Source organism: Pseudoflavonifractor hominis (assembly GCF_014288125.1).
GTDB classification, from domain to species: Bacteria; Bacillota; Clostridia; order Oscillospirales; family Oscillospiraceae; genus Pseudoflavonifractor_A; species Pseudoflavonifractor_A gallinarum.
Genome location: NZ_JACOPR010000010.1, coordinates 79,082 through 96,271, shown reverse-complemented (window position 1 = coordinate 96,271; position 17,190 = coordinate 79,082). Strand labels below are relative to the sequence as shown.

Here is a 17,190-nt window from a genome sequence, read left to right as displayed (position 1 = left end):
GTCTAGCGGCTATGGGTTTGATTGATGAAGATGATGCCGATTGGATGAAATAAAAGAAGGCCACGCTTACGCATGGCCTTCACTAAAAAATTTTTTATCTGTTACTTTGCGAATTGAAGTTCCGCGTGCGGCGGACGGTCAGCGCCCCCGTCTGGCCGCCTTGTACCCCTCGGCGGCCGAGAGCAGCTCCTCCGCTCCGGCCAGGATGGCCGGGGTGATGTGGGCCCCGCCGGTGAGCCGGGCCAGCTCCTCGGTCCGCCGGGTGCGGGTCAGGAGCTCCACCTCGGTGTAGGTCCGCCCCTTCCGCTCCCCCTTCACCACGGAGAAGTGGGTGTCCGCCATGGCGGCGATCTGGGGCAGATGGGTCACGCAGAGCACCTGCTTGTGCCCCGCCACGTCGGCCATCTTCTCGGCCACCTTCTGGGCCGCCCGGCCGGACACACCGGTGTCCACCTCGTCAAAGATCAGCGTGGCCACCGCCTCATTTTCCGCCAGCACGTTCTTGAGGGCCAGCATGATGCGGGAGAGCTCGCCGCCCGAGGCGATGCGCTGGATGGGCTTGAGGTCCTCCCCCACGTTGGCCGACATGAGGAACTGCACCTCGTCCATGCCGGTCTCATCCATGCCAAACTCCCCGCCCTTGGGAGAAAAGTCCACCTGGAAGCGGACCTTGGGCATGTCCAGCTGGCGCAGCTCGGACTGGATGCGCTCCCGCAGGGCCTCGGCCGCCTCCCGCCGCCGGGCCGAGAGGGCCTCGGCCTGGGTCTTGGCCTTGGCCAGGACGGCTGCCTTCCGCTGCTCCAGCTTGGCGATGGTGTCGCTGGAATACTCGATCTCAGAGAGCTCAGCCCGGCATTTCTCCAGATAGGCCAGCATCTCGCCCACGCTGTTGCCGTACTTCTTTTTGAGCCGGTAGAGCACGTCCAGACGGCTCTCGATCTCGTCCAGCTCCCCCGGCTCAAAGGAAAAGGACTCCCGCAGGTCCCGGACCAGCTCGGCCGCGTCCTCGGCAGCGGAGCGCAGCTCCACCAGACGCTCGGTCACCCCGGCGATCTCCTCGCTCATCCCGGACACGCTGGAGAGGGAGCCCTCGGCAGCGGCGATGAGGGAGGCCGCTCCCTCCCGCTCGTCGTCCCCGGAGAGGGCGAAATGGGCCCCCTCCACGGCGGAGATGAGCCGCTCGGCGTTGCGCAGCAGGGTGCGCCGCTCGGTGAGGCTCTCCTCCTCGCCCTCCTTCAGGTCGGCCCGCTCCAGCTCGCCGATCTGGAAGTGGAGGCTGTCCATCCGCCGGGACTTGACCGCGTCGTCCATCTGGAGGGAGGCAATCTCCCGGCGGATGGCGGTCAGCTCCCGAAAGGTCTCCTGATAGGGGGTCAGAAGGGCTTCGGTCTCCCCGAAGCTGTCCAGATAGGACAGGTGGCAGCTCTCGTCCAGCAGCTGCTGTCCGTCGTGCTGGCCGTGGATGTTGACCAGCTGCTGCCCCAGCCCCCGCAGCTGGCTCACATTGAGGAGCCGTCCGTTGACCCGGCAGATATTCTTCCCGTCGCTCTGGATCTCCCGCTGGATGACAAGGCTCCCGCTCCCATCCAGGGAGAGGCCGTTCTCCTCCAGCCAGGGCATGGGCTGGACCTGGGTGAACTGGGCCTCCACCCGGGCGCTTTTCGCCCCGGTGCGGATGAGATCCCGGCTGGTCCGGGCGCCGATGATGGCGCTGATGGCGTCGATCACAATGGATTTGCCCGCGCCGGTCTCGCCGGTGAGGACATTGAAGCCGGAATCGAACTGGATATCCACCGACTCAATGACCGCAATATTCTCGATGTGAAGCAGAGAGAGCATGGCATACCTCCAAAGGGATGGCGGCGGATTATTTCAGCATCTTGTGGATCTCGTCGCAGAATTCGATAGCCGCCTCGTTGGTGCGCATGATGAGGATGGCAGTGTCGTCCCCCGCCAGACTGCCCACCAGATCGGCGATCTCCATTCCGTCGATGGCCGCGCCGGCCGCCGAGGCGAGACCGGGCATGGTCTTGAGCACCACGATGTTCTGCGCCACATCAAAGGAGGTCACGCCCTCCTTGAAGATGGTGCGCAGGCGTCCGGCCAGATTCAGGGACACCTTGCGCTCGGACACGGCATAGCGGTAAGTACCAAAGCCGGTCAGCTCCTTGATGAGATGGAGCTCCTTGATGTCCCGGGAGATGGTGGCCTGGGTGGACTGCACCCCCCGCGCCCTCAGCTCGGCCAGAAGCTGGTCCTGGGTCTCTACGTCGTGCTCTTCAATGATACGAAGGATCTCCTGTTGACGCTTTCCCTTCATATTACATCCTCCCCAGTTTCTGCGTGATGATTTCGTAAAAGCTCCGGCCGGTCAGCCGGACCAGGTTGGTCTTGGTGTCGGCCTGCCGGATGTGCATGATGTCGCCCCCGTTGAGCTTGAAGGCCTTTCCGCCGTCCACCGAGAGGTAGGCGGTCTTGCGGCTCATGCAGCGCATCCGGACGGTCACGGCCCGGCGGTGGTCCAGCACGAAGGAGCGGGCGTTGACCACGTGAGGGCAGATGGGCGTGACGATGATGTTTTCCGCCGTGGGCTCCACGATGGGTCCCCCAGCGGACATGGAGTAAGCGGTGGAGCCGGTAGGCGTGCTGATGATGACGCCGTCCCCCGAGAAGGCGGTGATGGGCACCTTGTCGCTGCGCACCTCCATCTCCACCACCCGGGCCACCGCGCCTTTGGTGATGACCGCGTCGTTGAGGGCCAGGTCGGAGAAGACGGTCTTTCCGTCCCGGCGGATCTCCACCGTGAGCATCATACGAGACTCCACGGTGTATTTTCCCACCGCCAGCTTGGAGAGAAGGGAGAGCTCGCTCTGCTCCACCTCGGCCATGAAGCCAACGCTTCCCATGTTGACCCCCAGGATGGGGATGCCGAAGGCGTTGGCGTCCTTGGCGGCGTGGAGGATGGTCCCGTCCCCGCCGAAGCAGATGAGGATATCGGCGTCGGGCAGCTCCTTCTGCATGTCGCAGCACTCCACCTGCCGGGGAAATTTGATGTCGGTCCCCTCGGTGGAGAAGGGCAGGCAGATCCGGGTATCCACCCCGGCGTTGTTGAGAATGCGGGCGGCAGACTGGGCCGCTTTCAATCCCTTATCCCGGAATGGATTGGGGCTGAGTACAATCTTCACGGCGTATGCTCCTCCAATGTCTCATGAGATTCGGCCACCAGAGCCTTCAGATCTCCGCTCCAGTCCTCACCCGCGCCCACCGTCAGATAGCCCAGATATTCGATGTTCCCCTCCGGTCCCTTGATGGGAGAGTAGGTCATGTCCCGCACGGTGAAATCCGCCTCTCTGGCGTGCTCCAGAAAATGCTCCAGGACCTCCAGGTGGACCTTGGGGTCCCGGACGACCCCCTTCTTGCCCACCTTGTCCCGGCCGGCCTCAAACTGGGGCTTGACCAGGCAGACCACGGAGCCGTCCTCCTTCAGGACCCCCCGCAGGGCGGGCAGGATCAGGCGCAGGGAGATGAAGGAGACGTCCACCGAGGCAAAGTCCAGCTCGTCGGGCACCTGCTCATGGGTCAGGTACCGGGCGTTGGTCCGCTCCAGCGCCACCACCCTGGGGTCGCTGCGGATCTTCCAGTCCAGCTTTCCATACCCGGTGTCCACCGCATAGACCTTGGCCGCGCCGTTTTGCAGCATACAGTCGGAAAAGCCGCCGGTGGACGCGCCGATGTCGGCACAGATCTTGCCGTCCAGGCGGACGGGAAAGACCTTCATGGCCTTCTCCAGCTTCAGCCCGCCCCGGCTCACATAGGGGATGGCCTTCCCCCGTACTTCGATCTGGGCATCCTCCGCAATGGAGGCCCCCGCCTTGTCCACCCGCTGGCCGTTGACAAAGACCAGGCCGCTCATGATGGTGGCCTGCGCCTTCTGCCGGCTCTCAAAATATCCCTGTTCCGTCAGCAGCACATCAAGTCTCTTTTTTGCCATGCCGCAGAACCTCCTCCGCACGTTTTGTCAGTTGTTCCGCCCGCAGTCCGCACAGCTCGCGCAGCTGTTCCACGGTGCCGTGGGGAATGAATCGGTTGCCAAGATTCTGTAAAGCAATTCCCTTTACAGGTATGTTTTGCAGCAGCAGATCGGCCGCCAGACGCTGGCCGATGCAGTTGGAGGCATTGCTCTCCTCCGCCACCAGAAGGTAGCCGGTTTTCCGGACGGAATCCAGGATGGGAGTGGGGTCAAACGGTGTAATGCGTCCTACCTTTACAACCTCTGCTTCTATGCCCAATTCCGCCAGCTGCGTGGCGCTCTGGAGCACCTCGTTGATGAGGGTGCCGTACCCCACCAGCGTGAGGTCCCCGCCGGTGCGCAGGATCGCGGTCTCCGGTCCGGCGTCGCCCCGGTACTCCCCTTCGCCGCCCCGGGGATAGCGCAGAGCCACCGGGCCGGTACACTGGAAGAGGGCGTAGCGGAGCATGGAAGAGACCTCCGCAAAGCTGGCCGGGCACAGTACCGTCATCCCGGGGATGGTGTCCAGAAAGGCGGGGTCCAGAGTGCCGTGGTGGGTCTCGCCGTCGGCGCCCACCAGGCCGGCCCGGTCCACCCCAAAGACCACATGGAGTCCCTGGATGCCCACATCGTGGACCAGCATGTCATAGGCCCGCTGCAGGAAGGAGGAGTAGACGGCAAAGACCGGGAGCATCCCCTGCTTGGCCATGCCGGCCGCCATGGAGACCGCATGTCCCTCCGCGATCCCCACGTCAAAGGAGCGCTCCGGAAAACGTTCAAAGAAGTCGTGGAGCCCGGTCCCTGGGACCATGGCGGCCGAGATGGCGCATACCCGCTCATCCTCTTCCGCCAGGGCGCACATGGCCTCTCCAAAGGCCTTGGAGAAGTCACGCTTGGAGGGCTGGACCGGCTCACCGGTCTCCAGACAGAACCGGCTCACGCCGTGGAACCGGTCCGGATTGCGCTCGGCAGGTGCATAGCCTTTTCCCTTTACAGTTCTGATGTGGAGCAGGACTGGACCGTCGATGTCCTTGGCGTACTGGAGCAGACGGGTGAGCCGGCGCACATCGTGGCCGTCCACCGGCCCCAGATAGGTGAAGCCCATCTCCTCGAACATACTGCACGGGAGAAGGGTGCCCTTGATGGCCGTCTTGAGCTTGTGGGTGAACCGGTAGATATGCCCTCCGCCGGGCAGCTTCCCCATCAGCTTCCGGTAGCCCTTTTTAAAGCGCAGGTACTGAGGCTTGAGCCGCTGGCGGGCCAGGTGCTCGGCCACGCCGCCCACATTTTTCGTGATGGACATGCCGTTGTCGTTGAGGATCACGATGAGGGGCTCCTTGCTGTCCCCGGCGTTGGAGAGGCCCTCATAGGCCAGCCCCCCCGTGAGCGCACCGTCACCGATGAGGGCCAGGACATGGTACTTCTCCCCCATCCGCGTCCGGGCATGGGCCATGCCCACCGCCACCGACACAGAGTCGGAGGCATGCCCCGCGATGAATGCGTCGTGGACGCTCTCCGACGGCTTGGGAAAACCGGCCAGACCGCCAAATGTACGCAGGGTCTTCATAGCCTCCCTGCGGCCGGTCAGCATCTTATGAATGTAGCACTGGTGTCCCACATCGAACAGGATGCGGTCCCGGCTGGTGTCAAAGACCCGGTGGATGGCCACCGTGATCTCCACTGCACCCAGGTTGGAGCCCAGGTGTCCTCCGGTCTGTGAGACGATTTGCAGCAGATCCCCCCGAAGACGGGCGCACAGCGCCTCGGCCTCGGCATCGCTGATATGATGCAGATCGGGAATGTTATCCTCGAATGTAATGATACTACCGCCTCCATATGCTCGGTGTGAGATGCACCGCGCTCTATTACTCAACAAAAATTTTCTTTTGTGGAGTAATTCGGTCAACCCCACAGCCAGACGCCGCCCAGACCGATGGCAATGCCCAGCAATCCGCCCATCAGTACCTGGAACGGCGTATGTCCCAGCAGCTCCTTGAGTTCTTTACCGAAAAACTCCGGCCGCATTTCCTTCCAGTGATCCATCATGTAGTTGAGGATCTTGGCCTGCTCTCCCGCGGCCCGCCGGACGTTGGACGCGTCATACATCACGACGATGGCCACCACCGCGGCAATGGCAAAGGTGACGGTGCTGAAGCCCTCCACCATGCCCACCGAGGCCGCGCAGGAACAGACAAAGGCCGAATGGGAGCTGGGCATCCCTCCGCTGGAGAGGATGTGGCGCCAGTCCCAGCGGTGCTTGGTAATGAGCACCGTCAGGACCTTCAGCACCTGCGCCATCGCCCAGGCCAGGATGGAGAGATTCAGGATCAGATTTCCGGTCAGAACATCGGTCACATTCTTTACGTTCATGGACAGCGCCCCGTTTCTCAGTTCTTGCGTCCCACCAGGGACTCCGCCAGCCAGCACAGGAAAGACGGATCGGGGAAGGCAGAGAGCGCCTCCATCGCCTCCTGTGTCAGCTTTGCCACCAGCTCCCGGCAGGTCTCGACTCCCTTGAGGGTGACAAAGGTGGTCTTTTCATTCTCCTGATCGGAACCGAGGGGCTTGCCCATCAGGGTCTCGTCCCCCTCCACGTCCAGAATGTCGTCCTGAATCTGGAAGGCAAGGCCCAGCTTCTGGGCGTAGCGGCGGACCGCGGCGCGCTGTTCCTCGCTGCCCCCGGCCAGGATGCAGCCCATCTCGGCGGCCGCGGAGATGAGCGCGCCCGTCTTGAGCTGCTGCAGTTCCTCCACTTCCGCCAGGGCCAGGGCATGTCCCTCGCCGGCCATGTCCAGCACCTGTCCGCCCACCATGCCCCGGGCGCCTGCGGCGCGGGCCAGGCAGCCCGCGGCGGCCACGATGCGCTCGGCAGGCAGGTCTACCTGGGCCTCCAGCATGGTCTCAAAGCAGGCGGTGAGCAGTCCGTCTCCGGCCAGCACCGCCGTGGCCTCACCGTAGACCTTGTGGTTGGTGGGCCGGCCCCGGCGCAGATCGTCATTGTCCATGCAGGGCAGGTCGTCGTGAATGAGAGAATAGGTGTGAAGCATTTCTACTGCACAGGCAAAGGGCAGCACCGCTTCCGCGTCGCCGCCGCACATCCGGCAGGTCTCCAGAAGCAGGATGGGGCGCAGCCGCTTCCCGCCCGCCAGGAGGCTGTACTCCATGGCGTCATAAATATCTCCATGGGGCTCTCGTCCCGCAAAGCACTGCCGGAGCCAACGCTCCACCTGTTCCCGGTCCTGCTGCATTCTCTCTGCGTGGGTCATACCGTCCCCTCCTTGTCCATGGGCTCCTCCACCGGAGCGCCGTCCGGCCCGGCGGTCAGCTTACGGACCTTCTGCTCCGCCCGGTCCAGCATGGTGGTACATTTTTTCATGAGCGCCGTTCCCTCTTCAAAGAGGGTCATGGATTCCTCCAGCGGCGCGTCGCCCTGCTCCAGCTGGCGGACGATCTCCTCCAGCCGGGCGGCAGCCTGTTCAAAGGTCAGCTTTTTTTCCGCCATTGCGATACTCCTTTTGTATGCGTCGTCTGCTCTACCCGGCAGTCGATGGAACCGTCCGCCACCGTCAGCGACAGCCGCTGTCCGGGCTCTACCGCCCGGCTGGAGCGCAGGATATGCCCGTCCTCCGTCTTGGGGATGGCATAGCCCCGGCCCAGCACCTTCAGCGGGCTCATGGCGTCCAGGGCGGCGGCCAGCCGGGCCAGGCGTTCCCGCTCCCCACTCAGGGCGGCAGAGAGACCGTGGCCCAGCCGCTCTCCCTGATAGCCCAGCCAGGTCCGGCGGTCCATAATCTGCGCCATGGGATCCCGGAGGACCCGGCGCTCAGCCATGCGCTCCAGCCGGGTACGGGAGAGCTCCAGCTTGCGCTCCATGGCGCGGTTCATGCGCCGCTCCAGCTGAAAGAGGGCGGCGTACACGTCGTTTTGATCGGGGACGGCCAGCTCCGCCCCGTTGGAGGGCGTGGCTGCCCGCACATCGGCCACAAAGTCGGCGATGGTCACGTCGGGCTCATGCCCCACGGCAGAGATCACCGGAATCTCCGAGGCGAAAATGCTCCGGGCCACGTCCTCGTCGTTGAAGGCCCACAGGTCCTCCATGGACCCGCCGCCCCGGCCGGTGATGATGAGGTCGGCCACCCGGTGGCGGTTGGCCCAGGCCAGGGCGGCGCAGAGCTCGCCTGGGGCCTCGCTCCCCTGCACCCGCACCGGGATGACCACCACCTCGGCCATGGGCCAGCGGGCGTTCAGGATGCGCAGCATATCCCGCACCGCCGCCCCGGCAGGCGAGGTGATGAGGGCGATTTTCCCGGGAAATTTGGGCAGCGGCTTTTTCCGGGCAGGGTCAAAGAGTCCCTCCCGGTAGAGCTTTTCCTTGCACTGCTCAAAGGCCAGATGGAGGTCGCCGATGCCGTCGGCCGTCAGCTGGCTGCAATAGAGCTGGTACTGCCCGTCCCGGGGGAATACCGTGATGCGGCCGTAGGCGATGACCTTCATGCCGTTCTGGGGGCGGAAGCGCAGGTTGACCGCCTCCCGCCGGAAGAGGACGCACCGGATGGCCCCCTCCGCGTCCTTCATGGAAAAATAGTGGTGTCCCGAGGGGTAGAGCTTGTAGTTGGAGATCTCCCCCCGAATAAAAACGCCGGACAAAAGCTTGTCGCCGTCCAGCATGCTCTTGATATACTGGTTGACCTGGGTCACGGTATAGACCGGCGTCCCGCTCACGGCGCATCCCCTCCGTTCCGCAGCCGGTGGGCCAGGATGGCCACGCCCATGGCGTTGTCGGTGGAATAGCGGGGCTCAGCAAAGGCGGCCTGACAGGCGCGGGTCATCACGTCCCGCAGGATGCGGTTGGAGGCCACCCCGCCCGAGCAGAGCACGGGCAGGCCGGGATAGGCCTTCTGGGCCTCCAGCGTTGCCCGGCGCACCACGTCGGAGACGGTGTTCAGGACAAAGCGGGCGATGTCGGCCCCCTCTCTCCCCTGCTCCGCCATGGCGCGGCTCTTGTTCTCCATCCCCGAGAGGGAGAAGGTCAGGCCGTTCAGGCGCACGGGGAACCGCTCCTTGCTCTCCGAGGCAGCGGCCAGGGCGTCCAGCCCCTTCCCCGCCGGGAAGGGAATGCCCAGCAGGACCCCGGTCCGGTCAATGAGCTGTCCGGCCGAGATGTCGCTGGTGCCCCCCAGCTTTTCTGCGTGGACGTTCACCCCATCGGGGGTCACATGGAGCAGCTCCGTGGTGCCGCCCGACAGGTGCCACGCCAGGAAGGGCTTGTCCAGCAGCTCCATCCGCCCGGCCGACCACGCGGCGGCCGCCAGGTGCCCCTGCTGGTGGGAGACGGCATAGAACGGGACCCCCAGCGTATCCGCCAGGGCCCGCCCCTGCCCCTCTCCAGCCAGGAAGCAGGGCATGTAGGAGCCCTCTACCGCCCGGGGGCGGGTACTGGCCGCCACGGCGGCGATGTCGTGCAGCTCCCCCTGCTCCCGCAGGGCGGCAAAGAGGGCGGGCAGACGCTTGACATGCTGAAAGAGCGCGTCGCTCTGCCGCAGGCCCAGAGAGCCCTCCTCCACCTCCAAAAGCCGTCCGGCATTGGTGCCGCTTGTCCCGTCAAAGATGGCCACTGAGGTGGTATAGTTGCTGGTATCCAGCCCTAGGCAGCGCAGCGTGCTCATCCTTCCGCGCCGTTCTGCTTGGCGGGAGCGGCCCCCCGCTCGGGCGGGCACTCGTTGCGGACAAAGGAGCCCAGAATGCCGTTGACAAAGGAGACCACCTCGGGCTCCAGATAGTGCTTGGCCATCTGTACGGCCTCGTTGATGGCCGCAGCGTTGGGGATATCCTGCATATAGAGGATCTCATACATGGCCACGCGCATGATGGAGACGGCCACGCGGGGGATGCGGGCGTACTTCCAGCCGATGGCATAACGGGAGATATACTCGTCCAGCTCGGGGCAGTGGTCGTATACGCCCTTCACCAGCGTGCGGATGTAGGCCTGCTGCTTGTCGTCGGGAAACTCCGCATAGAGCGGCTCTTCCTCCCCGATCTGAGCAAAGACCGGACGGGTCAGCATATGTTCCAGCAGCTCATCGGCGGTCTCGTTGGAAAATCCAAGCTCAAAGGAGAAGTGCACCGCGATTTCCCGGGCATTGGTTCTGGTCATTCGTGATTCCTCCAATCCGGGCGCCTGGCCCGGTCAATAAAATTTCGGTTCATATCCATAATATCCACTCTATTATACACAGGAACCCTCAAAAAGAAAACCCTTTCTTTTCCTCCGGCGCAGAAAAACACGCGGAAGAGATCCTGGGATCTCACCCGCGTGTCTTTGCTCTGGATATTTAGGCCTTTTTCAGCTCCCGCTCGAAGGCGATGCCGCCCACATTGATATTCACGCACTCCACATGCAGTCCGCTGGTATTTCCAATGGCGCTGAACACAGCCTCCTGTACGGCCTTGGCCACCTCGGGGATGGTATAGCCGTATTTCAGGAAGATGGAGACCTCTACACTGACGCTGGACTCATTCACAGCGATATGGACACCCTTGGACAGGTTCTTTTTGCCCAGAAGCTCCGCCAGGTCGGAGCCCAGATTGGGGGCCAGGCTGGCCACGCCCTCGGTCTCCAGGGCGGCGGCGGCGGCAATGACAGCCAGGACTTCCTCCGATATATGGATATTTCCCAGCTCGTCCGGACGGGAAACGTATTCTCTTGCATCGGCCATTGCAGGTCACGCTCCTTTTTTGTACAACTCCAAAGTTGCTGCTCTTTTTGGTATTGTACCACAGAAGCCGGAAAATACCAACAGATTTTTTTGAAACTGTGCCGGTGCCTTAGGGCTCGGCCTCGATGATCTTGATCTGGCTGGCCGCCAGACCGGTCTCCCCGGTGACGATCTCGGTGATCCGGGCCACGTCGGCGTCGGTGAGGCCCTCCTCGGTGGCGGCCACGACGATGCTGGCGCTGTTCTCGTTGAGGAAGGCCACGCAGTCGGTATACCCCTTGGCGGTGACCAGATTCTCCACCTGGGCCTCGGAGACCGTGAAGTCTGCCATGGTCTCGATGGCGGCGGTCATCTCCTGCTTCATGGTCTCGTCCGCGGTCTCACTCTCGGCCGACTGCTGGAGGATGGACAGCGCGCTGTCCCGGGCCTGCTGGCGGTTGAGCCGGGCGGAGGCGAAATACCCGCTCTCCTCCTCACTCACGGTGGGGGCGGCGCTGGCGCTGGGGGCGGGAGAGACGCTGTGCTCGGCGGTCTCCCCCTCGGTTCCGGCTGAGAGGAGCGGGTCGTTGGTCTGTCCGCCCACCAGAGCCGCCTGTCCCAGCACCTTCCCCGTGTCGGCGCTCTCCTGATTATAGGACCAGTTCAGATAGACCGCCACACACACAAAGAGGACGATGGCGGCCACCACCGCATTGCGTTTCCACAGTTTCATACTCATTTTCCTCACTTTCCATTACAAATCGAAATTTTATCGGAACCCAGCCCCGTCAGGGCGGAAACCGCCTCCACCAGGGAGAGGCGCACCTCTGGATCCCCGCCCCCTGAGCATACCACCAGCGCGCCCCGGAATCGGGGCGAAATCTGCTGTACCGGGACGGCCTCCTCGCTCCCGCTGCCCCGGGAGAGGACCACGGTGCTCTCCTCCTCGCTTCGGGATTGGGCGTCCACCTCGGATTTCCGGTCTTCCGCCCAGATCTGCTTGGTCCCGGCCTCCACCGAGAGCACCACGGTCACCTCTCCCGCCCCTTCGATCTGGGAGAGGGCCTGCTCCAGCTTGTGCTCCAGCTCCGCGGTAGTATCCAGGCTCGCAGTCACCCCCGCACCGGAGGTGGGCACGCTCTCCTTCTCCTCCCCGCCGGGCAGAAGCAAAAGCAGCACGCCCGCCAGGATCACCAGCAGCACATAGCGGTATTTGCTCAGCAGGCCGGGAATCCGCTTTCCCCAGCCCGCAAGATCCAGCTCTCTCATGTCACTCCCTCCGCTTTCTGGTAGATCTGGCGCTCTGCCGGGATGGCAAAGTCCGCCTCGATGCGCCGGGTCAGCGCCTGGCGCTGCTGCTGGCTGAGCGCTCCCGCCACGGTGACCTGATAGGGGACGGGATAGCCGTCCTCCCCCGCCCGGGTCTCCACGGCGACGGAGCATGCGATGCCCAGGTCCTCCGCCTTGTCCGAAATATATGCGACCGCCTTCTCCTCTATGAGTGCTTGGAGCACATCGGCGCTGTTGTTCTGAAAGGCCTCCACCTCCTCCACCGGGAGATGGTATTCGCTCAGCGCCCGGGAGAGGGCGTCCTGGTCCAGCGTCAGCACCGGACCCAGGGCGGCCAGCAGCAGGACCAGTCCGCCGGTGAGCCGTCCCACCCGGCGGACGGCGCCGCCGGGCATCAGGCTCTGGGCCGCCGCCACCAGCAGGGCCGCGGCGGTGATACCCAGAAGCCAGGCTTTGATCCATGCCAGCACCGCTATCCACCTCCCATCGTAACGGTGATGGCCGAGACCAGCGACACCAGCAGCAAGAGTGCGCTGGCTCCGGTCATCCCCAGCACCAGTCCAAAAGCGCCGCCGATCCGGTCGATGAGCGCGGACATCCGTCCGCCCGACACGGTAGCGGCCAGCGCCGCCGTCAGTTTGTAGACCAGGTAGTGGACCCCCAGCTGCAAAAAGGGCACCACGCACAGGGCCAGCACCCCCAGCATCCCGAAGACCCCCACCGTATTGCGCAAAATACCTGCCCCGGCCAAAACCGTCTCGGCCGCGTCGGAGAGGATGCCCCCCACCACCGGCACCATGCCGGAGATGGTCAGCTTGGCCGCCTTGAGGGTCATGGCGTCGGCACTTCCCGCGATGACGCCGCTCACGGTCAGATAGCCCACAAAGGTCAGCAGCACCCCGGTCAGAATGGACCGCACCGCCCATTTCAGAAGGTCGGCCACCCGTTTGAGCCCCTCGTTCCCCAGGGCGGCATAGGCGGTGCAGGCCGCCACATAGGCGTATACCATGGGCAGCAGGAGCCGCTCGATCAGGGTGAGGAGCACATCGGAGAAGAGCATGGTGGCCAGCTGCCGGGCGGCTGCACCGCTCGGTGCGCCGCTGGCGGCCGCGGCCGCCGTGATGGTGGGGAGCAGCACCTTGGAAAAGCCCCCCATCTGCTCCAGCGCCTCCCGGCCCATGCCCACCAGGGCGTGAACGTCGGCCACCGCCACCGCGGTCACCGCCAGAGCGCCCACCAGGGCCCCGGCATCCAGCTCGCCCGATGAGCCCACGCTCTTGGAGAGCTCCTCCACCAGGGCACACAGCACCACCACCGCCAGCAGCAGCACGCCGCTGCGCACCGCCTTGCGGAGAATGCCGGGCACCGCGCCGCTCCCGGTATCCAGGATTTTCGTCAGCCCCTCATTGAGGTCCACCCCCTCCGAGAGATCCAGGCCGGAGAGCTCGGAGGACGCGGCGTCCTGGAGCTCGTCCAGCTCCAGTGCGGCCGCCTGCTGCTCCAGCACCTCCTCCGTGTCGGCCGCCCGGGCCGCCGGAAGCAGGGAGAACAGCAGGGTCAGACAGAACACCGTCACCAGCAGCTTTAAAAGAGCCCGCTCAGCGTGTCCAGCACGGAGCGCAGCAGCGGGACCGACACGCACAGGGCCATGGCGGCCCCCGCCGTCTCCACAAAGGAGGCGATGCCCCCCTCCCCCGCGTCCCGGCACAGCTCGGCGGTGATCTTGGTGAGAATAGAGATCCCCACCGTCTTGAGCACCGGGGAGAGCACCGCCGGAGAGAGCCCGGCCAGCCCGCTCAGGCTGTCCAGCAGCATCCCCAGACCGGACAGCGCCCGGAAGGCCATCCCCAGAATGAGGGCGCCCGCCGCCAGAGCCAGGACCAGCCCAAGCTCCCGCACCTGCTTTTTGACCACGCAGGCGCACAGGGCAGCCGTGATGGCCAGGGCTGCCACCTTTACCATATCGTCCATGGGCCATCACAGTCCAAACAGGGTCTTGACCAGGTCGAAGAGGGCGCTGATCTGCTGCACCACCAGCATCAGCACCACCACCAGACCGGTCAGGGTCACCATGGTCGCCTGCTCGTCCCGCCCGGAGCGGATGAGCACCTGGTTGAGCACCGACACCAAAATGCCGATGGCCGCGATTTTAAAGATCAAATCCACATCCATGCAGTTCTACTTCCTCTCTCCCCGTCAAAGCAGCAGGATGACAAAAAAGGCTCCCGCCGTCACCCCCAACGCTCCATAGAGCCTCCCGTGGCTGTCCCGCTCCCGTTCCGCGCCCTCCAGCTGATGGGAAAGGCGCAGGCGGGCCTGTCCCACGGCCTGCCCCTGTCCATCTCCATCAAAACGGCCCAGCACCTGGCCCAGCTCGGCCAGGATGGCCCGGTCCTCTCCCCGCAGGTCGGGAAGGCTCTCCTCCACCGCAGCGGTCCAGATCTGCCCCAGACTCTCCTCGCCCAGGCGGTCCAGGCCCCCGAGGCACCGGGCGAACAGGGGCCGGGCGGGGAGGGGTGTGCGCCGGGACAGCTCGTCCAGTAATTCCGGGATGGGGGTCAGGCGGAAGGAGAGCTCCCGCTCCATCAGCTCCAGCGCCGTGACCATGGCCCGCAGCTCCCCCACCCGTCGGCCCAGCTGAGCCGCCGCCCCAAAGCCGATGGCCCCGGTCCCCGCGGTCACCAGCGCCGCGCCCAACAGACTTAGCATAGCCCGTCCCCCAGGGGGAGCACCTCGTAGCTGCGCCCCGACCCATTGCGCCGGATCAAAATGACCTGCGAAAAAATGTTCCGCTCCAGCATCCCCCGGTAGAGGGGGCGGCGGCGCAGATCCTCCAACCCGCTGCCGTGGGCGGTGGCCAGGAGGGACACGCCGCAGTTGGCCGCGTGCTCCAGGGCCGCCACATCGGCGGGGGCGGTGATCTCATCCACCGCCAGCACCTGGGGGTTCATCCCCCGCAGGAGCATCATCAGAGCCTCGGCCTTGGGGCAGCCCTCCAGCACATCGGTGCGGCGGCCCACATCCAGCTGGGGGATCCCCTCCCACAGGGCGGCCAGCTCGCTGCGCTCGTCGGCCACCCCCACCCGGATTGCCGTGCCGCCCTCCCCGTCGGAGAGGGCGCGGATCAGGTCCCGGAGCAGGGTGGTCTTTCCGCCCCCGGGGGGCGAGAGGATGAGGGTCCCCTTCACACCCTGCCCGTCCCGCACCTGCCCCAGCACCTCCCGCGCCGCGCCGGGGACCGACCGGGCCACCCGGATACACAGGGAGGAGAGCTGCCGCAGATTATGTACTGCTCCCTCCCGGAGAACCGCTGTCCCGCACAGGCCGATGCGGTGTCCCCCGCGGACGGTGACGAATCCGTTCTGGACCCGGTCCAGGGCCGTGTGGGCCGAGGCCCGGGTCGCCACTTCCAGAATAAGAGAGAGGTCCGCCGGACGAACCGCCTCCTCCGCGCCCGGAACGCTCCGCTCCCCGGCGGGACCGGAGACCGTCACCGGCTGTCCCGCACGGAGGCGGATCTCCTCAATGCGGGCCTGCTCGCTGCGGGGCAGGCGCTCCAGGGGAGTGCGCAGCCACGCCGGAAGCAGCGCCGCTGTCTGCCCAAACCGCTCGGCGGGGTCCTGCTGATGCTGTGCCGCCATCTTGTTCACGCTCCTTGTCTTTGGAATGGAGTTCTGGCACATTCTATGAGGGGGAGCGGACCAGTATGACAGCCTGTCCGGATTTTTTGTTTCTCTGCGCGCTCCTCCCCAGAGGGGAAAAATAGAAACAAACCGTAAATTTTCCGGAATGGAGGTGTCAGCCCCGCTAAAATATGGTATGATAAAGTGCTGATCTCTGTGAGAGCCTAAGAGGAAGACGGGAATCTCCCGCCACGCCTCTCTCCGGCTCCCAAAGAAAGGAATGGTGGCCTATGGCCGAATTGACACGAAGTGAACTCTTTCCCGGCGTCCATCTGACGGCGGTCCATACCGAAAAATTCAAATCCTGCGTGCTGGGGGCGTCCTTCCTGGCCCCGCTGGACCGGACCACGGCGGCCTGCAACGCGCTGGTCCCCTCGGTCCTCCGCCGGGGCACCCAGGAGCACCCGGACATGGAATCCCTGTCTGCCGCGCTGGACGAGCTGTACGGCGGCTCCATCGAGCCGGTGGTCCGCACCCGGGGCGAGACCCAGTGCGTGGGCTTCCTGGGGAGCTTCTTGGACGACGCCTACACCCTGGACGGCTCGGCCATCCTGGAGAAGGCCGCCGGTCTGCTGGGGGAGCTCCTCCTCCGTCCCTGCACGGAACATGGTGTGTTCCGCCGGGACTATACCGACAGTGAGCGGCAGAACCTGATCGACCGCATCCGCGCCCAGGTCAACGACAAGCGCAGCTATGCCCTTCTGCGGCTCAAGCGGGAGATGTGCGCCGGGGAGCCCTTCGGCGTGGACCGTTTGGGCGACGAATCTTCTGCCCGGGCCATCACGCCGGAGAGCCTCTGGGCGCGCTACCAGGATCTGCTGCGTACCGCTCCCATGGAGCTCTATTACTGCGGTTCGGCCAAGCCGGAGCGTGTGGCTGACGCCCTGCGTGCCGCGCTCTCCCAGCTCCCCACCGATGGAGTGCGCACTCCCCTGCCCCGACCCGCCGCCAAGGAGGCCCCCGCGCAGCCCCGCGAGGTGGTGGAGTCCCTGGACGTCACCCAGGGCAAGCTGACCATGGGCCTGCGTACCGGCTCCACCGTGTGGAGCGAGGACTACCCCGCCCTGCTGCTGGCCAACGCCATTTTCGGCGGCACCACCACCTCCCGTCTCTTCCTGCATGTGCGGGAAAAGCTCTCCCTGTGCTACTACGCCAGCTCCCAGCTGGAGAAGCTCAAGGGCGTGATGCTGGTCTCCTCCGGCGTGGAGTTTGACAAGGTGGGCGAGGCACGGGCCGAGATCCTCTCCCAGCTGGAGGCCTGCCGGAAGGGCGCATTTGAGGACTGGGAGCTGGAGGGTGCCCGCCGCTCGGTGGTCAGCGCCCTCCACAGCGCCATGGACGCCCAGGCCCGTCTGGAGGATTTCTGGCTGGGACAGGCGGTGGCCGGTCTCACCGAGGACCCGGAGGCCCTGGCCCGCCGGGTGGAGGAAGTCACCCGGGAGCAGGTGGTGGCGGCCTTCTCCTCCCTTCAGCTGGACACCATCTATTTCCTGAAAGGCAGAGAGGCGTGATG

21 protein-coding genes are annotated in these 17,190 nt (G+C 65.0%); 1 reads left to right on the top strand and 20 read right to left on the bottom strand.

The window, feature by feature from the left end:
• Positions 1 to 138 precede the first annotated feature (138 nt).
• The 20 genes from recN to H8S34_RS13570 all read right to left on the bottom strand — a co-directional run bounded on the left by recN (position 139) and on the right by H8S34_RS13570 (position 15,635).
• Positions 139 to 1,839, bottom strand: a complete 1,701-nt coding sequence (recN, locus tag H8S34_RS13665; RefSeq protein WP_186964283.1) for a DNA repair protein RecN — start codon at positions 1,837 to 1,839, stop codon at positions 139 to 141.
• Between the two features lie 28 nt (positions 1,840 to 1,867).
• Complete coding sequence (locus H8S34_RS13660; protein WP_101693051.1) at positions 1,868 to 2,320, bottom strand: arginine repressor; 453 nt, start codon at positions 2,318 to 2,320, stop codon at positions 1,868 to 1,870.
• A gap of 1 nt (position 2,321) precedes the next feature.
• Positions 2,322 to 3,185 (bottom strand): NAD(+)/NADH kinase, encoded by an 864-nt coding sequence (locus H8S34_RS13655; RefSeq protein WP_186964282.1) that lies wholly within the window; start codon positions 3,183 to 3,185, stop codon positions 2,322 to 2,324.
• Positions 3,182 to 3,991, bottom strand: a complete 810-nt coding sequence (locus H8S34_RS13650) for a TlyA family RNA methyltransferase (RefSeq protein WP_101693049.1) — start codon at positions 3,989 to 3,991, stop codon at positions 3,182 to 3,184. Before H8S34_RS13650 ends, H8S34_RS13655 begins: the two co-directional genes overlap by 4 nt.
• Positions 3,972 to 5,882, bottom strand: a complete 1,911-nt coding sequence (dxs, locus tag H8S34_RS13645; protein WP_243208033.1) for a 1-deoxy-D-xylulose-5-phosphate synthase — start codon at positions 5,880 to 5,882, stop codon at positions 3,972 to 3,974. Before dxs ends, H8S34_RS13650 begins: the two co-directional genes overlap by 20 nt.
• A 29-nt stretch (positions 5,883 to 5,911) precedes the next feature.
• Positions 5,912 to 6,379, bottom strand: a complete 468-nt coding sequence (locus H8S34_RS13640; RefSeq protein WP_101693048.1) for a divergent PAP2 family protein — start codon at positions 6,377 to 6,379, stop codon at positions 5,912 to 5,914.
• A gap of 17 nt (positions 6,380 to 6,396) precedes the next feature.
• Positions 6,397 to 7,275 (bottom strand): polyprenyl synthetase family protein, encoded by an 879-nt coding sequence (locus tag H8S34_RS13635; RefSeq protein ID WP_186964281.1) that lies wholly within the window; start codon positions 7,273 to 7,275, stop codon positions 6,397 to 6,399.
• Positions 7,272 to 7,511: an exodeoxyribonuclease VII small subunit gene (gene xseB, locus H8S34_RS13630; protein ID WP_101693046.1), complete on the bottom strand. Its 240-nt coding sequence runs from the start codon at positions 7,509 to 7,511 to the stop codon at positions 7,272 to 7,274. The genes H8S34_RS13635 and xseB overlap by 4 nt, the downstream gene beginning before the upstream one ends.
• A complete protein-coding gene (gene xseA, locus H8S34_RS13625; protein WP_101693045.1) occupies positions 7,493 to 8,731 on the bottom strand; it encodes an exodeoxyribonuclease VII large subunit in 1,239 nt (412 codons plus the stop codon). The genes xseB and xseA overlap by 19 nt, the downstream gene beginning before the upstream one ends.
• On the bottom strand, positions 8,728 to 9,675 hold the full coding sequence (locus tag H8S34_RS13620; protein ID WP_243208032.1) for a Kae1-like domain-containing protein: 948 nt from the start codon (positions 9,673 to 9,675) through the stop codon (positions 8,728 to 8,730). The genes xseA and H8S34_RS13620 overlap by 4 nt, the downstream gene beginning before the upstream one ends.
• Positions 9,672 to 10,163 carry a transcription antitermination factor NusB gene (gene nusB, locus H8S34_RS13615; RefSeq protein ID WP_101693044.1) on the bottom strand — a complete coding sequence of 164 codons (492 nt, stop codon included), beginning with the start codon at positions 10,161 to 10,163 and terminating at the stop codon, positions 9,672 to 9,674. The genes H8S34_RS13620 and nusB overlap by 4 nt, the downstream gene beginning before the upstream one ends.
• A gap of 178 nt (positions 10,164 to 10,341) precedes the next feature.
• Positions 10,342 to 10,725 (bottom strand): Asp23/Gls24 family envelope stress response protein, encoded by a 384-nt coding sequence (locus H8S34_RS13610; protein WP_101693043.1) that lies wholly within the window; start codon positions 10,723 to 10,725, stop codon positions 10,342 to 10,344.
• Between the two features lie 109 nt (positions 10,726 to 10,834).
• A complete protein-coding gene (locus tag H8S34_RS13605; RefSeq protein ID WP_186964280.1) occupies positions 10,835 to 11,437 on the bottom strand; it encodes a SpoIIIAH-like family protein in 603 nt (200 codons plus the stop codon).
• A gap of 11 nt (positions 11,438 to 11,448) precedes the next feature.
• Positions 11,449 to 11,973 carry a SpoIIIAG-related protein gene (locus tag H8S34_RS13600; RefSeq protein WP_186964279.1) on the bottom strand — a complete coding sequence of 175 codons (525 nt, stop codon included), beginning with the start codon at positions 11,971 to 11,973 and terminating at the stop codon, positions 11,449 to 11,451.
• Positions 11,970 to 12,464 carry a stage III sporulation protein AF gene (locus H8S34_RS13595; protein ID WP_101693040.1) on the bottom strand — a complete coding sequence of 165 codons (495 nt, stop codon included), beginning with the start codon at positions 12,462 to 12,464 and terminating at the stop codon, positions 11,970 to 11,972. The genes H8S34_RS13600 and H8S34_RS13595 overlap by 4 nt, the downstream gene beginning before the upstream one ends.
• A 2-nt stretch (positions 12,465 to 12,466) precedes the next feature.
• Entirely contained in the window at positions 12,467 to 13,636 is a 1,170-nt protein-coding gene (locus H8S34_RS13590; protein ID WP_366485993.1) for a stage III sporulation protein AE, read from the bottom strand.
• A complete protein-coding gene (locus H8S34_RS13585) occupies positions 13,579 to 13,965 on the bottom strand; it encodes a SpoIIIAC/SpoIIIAD family protein (RefSeq protein WP_101693039.1) in 387 nt (128 codons plus the stop codon). The genes H8S34_RS13590 and H8S34_RS13585 overlap by 58 nt, the downstream gene beginning before the upstream one ends.
• A 6-nt stretch (positions 13,966 to 13,971) precedes the next feature.
• Positions 13,972 to 14,166, bottom strand: coding sequence for a stage III sporulation protein AC (gene spoIIIAC, locus H8S34_RS13580; protein ID WP_101693038.1), 195 nt, complete (start codon positions 14,164 to 14,166; stop codon positions 13,972 to 13,974).
• A gap of 24 nt (positions 14,167 to 14,190) precedes the next feature.
• Positions 14,191 to 14,703, bottom strand: coding sequence for a stage III sporulation protein AB (spoIIIAB, locus tag H8S34_RS13575; RefSeq protein WP_101693037.1), 513 nt, complete (start codon positions 14,701 to 14,703; stop codon positions 14,191 to 14,193).
• A complete protein-coding gene (locus H8S34_RS13570; RefSeq protein WP_101693036.1) occupies positions 14,697 to 15,635 on the bottom strand; it encodes a stage III sporulation protein AB in 939 nt (312 codons plus the stop codon). The genes spoIIIAB and H8S34_RS13570 overlap by 7 nt, the downstream gene beginning before the upstream one ends.
• A gap of 272 nt (positions 15,636 to 15,907) precedes the next feature.
• Here H8S34_RS13570 and yfmF point away from each other — a divergent pair, with 272 nt between their 5' ends.
• Positions 15,908 to 17,188: an EF-P 5-aminopentanol modification-associated protein YfmF gene (gene yfmF, locus H8S34_RS13565; RefSeq protein ID WP_101693035.1), complete on the top strand. Its 1,281-nt coding sequence runs from the start codon at positions 15,908 to 15,910 to the stop codon at positions 17,186 to 17,188.
• The last annotated feature ends 2 nt before the right edge of the window (positions 17,189 to 17,190 follow it).

Excerpts from the sequence above, each read along its gene's own strand:
- H8S34_RS13660 (WP_101693051.1), bottom strand. The coding sequence starts at position 2,320 with ATGAAGGGAAAGCGTCAACAGGAGATCCTTCGTATCATTGAAGAGCAC.
- H8S34_RS13600 (WP_186964279.1), bottom strand. The coding sequence starts at position 11,973 with ATGAGAGAGCTGGATCTTGCGGGCTGGGGAAAGCGGATTCCCGGCCTG.
- yfmF (WP_101693035.1), top strand. The coding sequence starts at position 15,908 with ATGGCCGAATTGACACGAAGTGAACTCTTTCCCGGCGTCCATCTGACG.
- recN (WP_186964283.1), bottom strand. The coding sequence starts at position 1,839 with ATGCTCTCTCTGCTTCACATCGAGAATATTGCGGTCATTGAGTCGGTG.
- H8S34_RS13570 (WP_101693036.1), bottom strand. The coding sequence starts at position 15,635 with ATGGCGGCACAGCATCAGCAGGACCCCGCCGAGCGGTTTGGGCAGACA.
- nusB (WP_101693044.1), bottom strand. The coding sequence starts at position 10,163 with ATGACCAGAACCAATGCCCGGGAAATCGCGGTGCACTTCTCCTTTGAG.
- H8S34_RS13610 (WP_101693043.1), bottom strand. The coding sequence starts at position 10,725 with ATGGCCGATGCAAGAGAATACGTTTCCCGTCCGGACGAGCTGGGAAAT.
- xseB (WP_101693046.1), bottom strand. The coding sequence starts at position 7,511 with ATGGCGGAAAAAAAGCTGACCTTTGAACAGGCTGCCGCCCGGCTGGAG.
- spoIIIAB (WP_101693037.1), bottom strand. The coding sequence starts at position 14,703 with ATGCTAAGTCTGTTGGGCGCGGCGCTGGTGACCGCGGGGACCGGGGCC.
- H8S34_RS13635 (WP_186964281.1), bottom strand. The coding sequence starts at position 7,275 with ATGACCCACGCAGAGAGAATGCAGCAGGACCGGGAACAGGTGGAGCGT.
- spoIIIAC (WP_101693038.1), bottom strand. The coding sequence starts at position 14,166 with ATGGATGTGGATTTGATCTTTAAAATCGCGGCCATCGGCATTTTGGTG.
- H8S34_RS13605 (WP_186964280.1), bottom strand. The coding sequence starts at position 11,437 with ATGAAACTGTGGAAACGCAATGCGGTGGTGGCCGCCATCGTCCTCTTT.
- H8S34_RS13640 (WP_101693048.1), bottom strand. The coding sequence starts at position 6,379 with ATGAACGTAAAGAATGTGACCGATGTTCTGACCGGAAATCTGATCCTG.
- H8S34_RS13650 (WP_101693049.1), bottom strand. The coding sequence starts at position 3,991 with ATGGCAAAAAAGAGACTTGATGTGCTGCTGACGGAACAGGGATATTTT.
- H8S34_RS13620 (WP_243208032.1), bottom strand. The coding sequence starts at position 9,675 with ATGAGCACGCTGCGCTGCCTAGGGCTGGATACCAGCAACTATACCACC.
- H8S34_RS13585 (WP_101693039.1), bottom strand. The coding sequence starts at position 13,965 with ATGGACGATATGGTAAAGGTGGCAGCCCTGGCCATCACGGCTGCCCTG.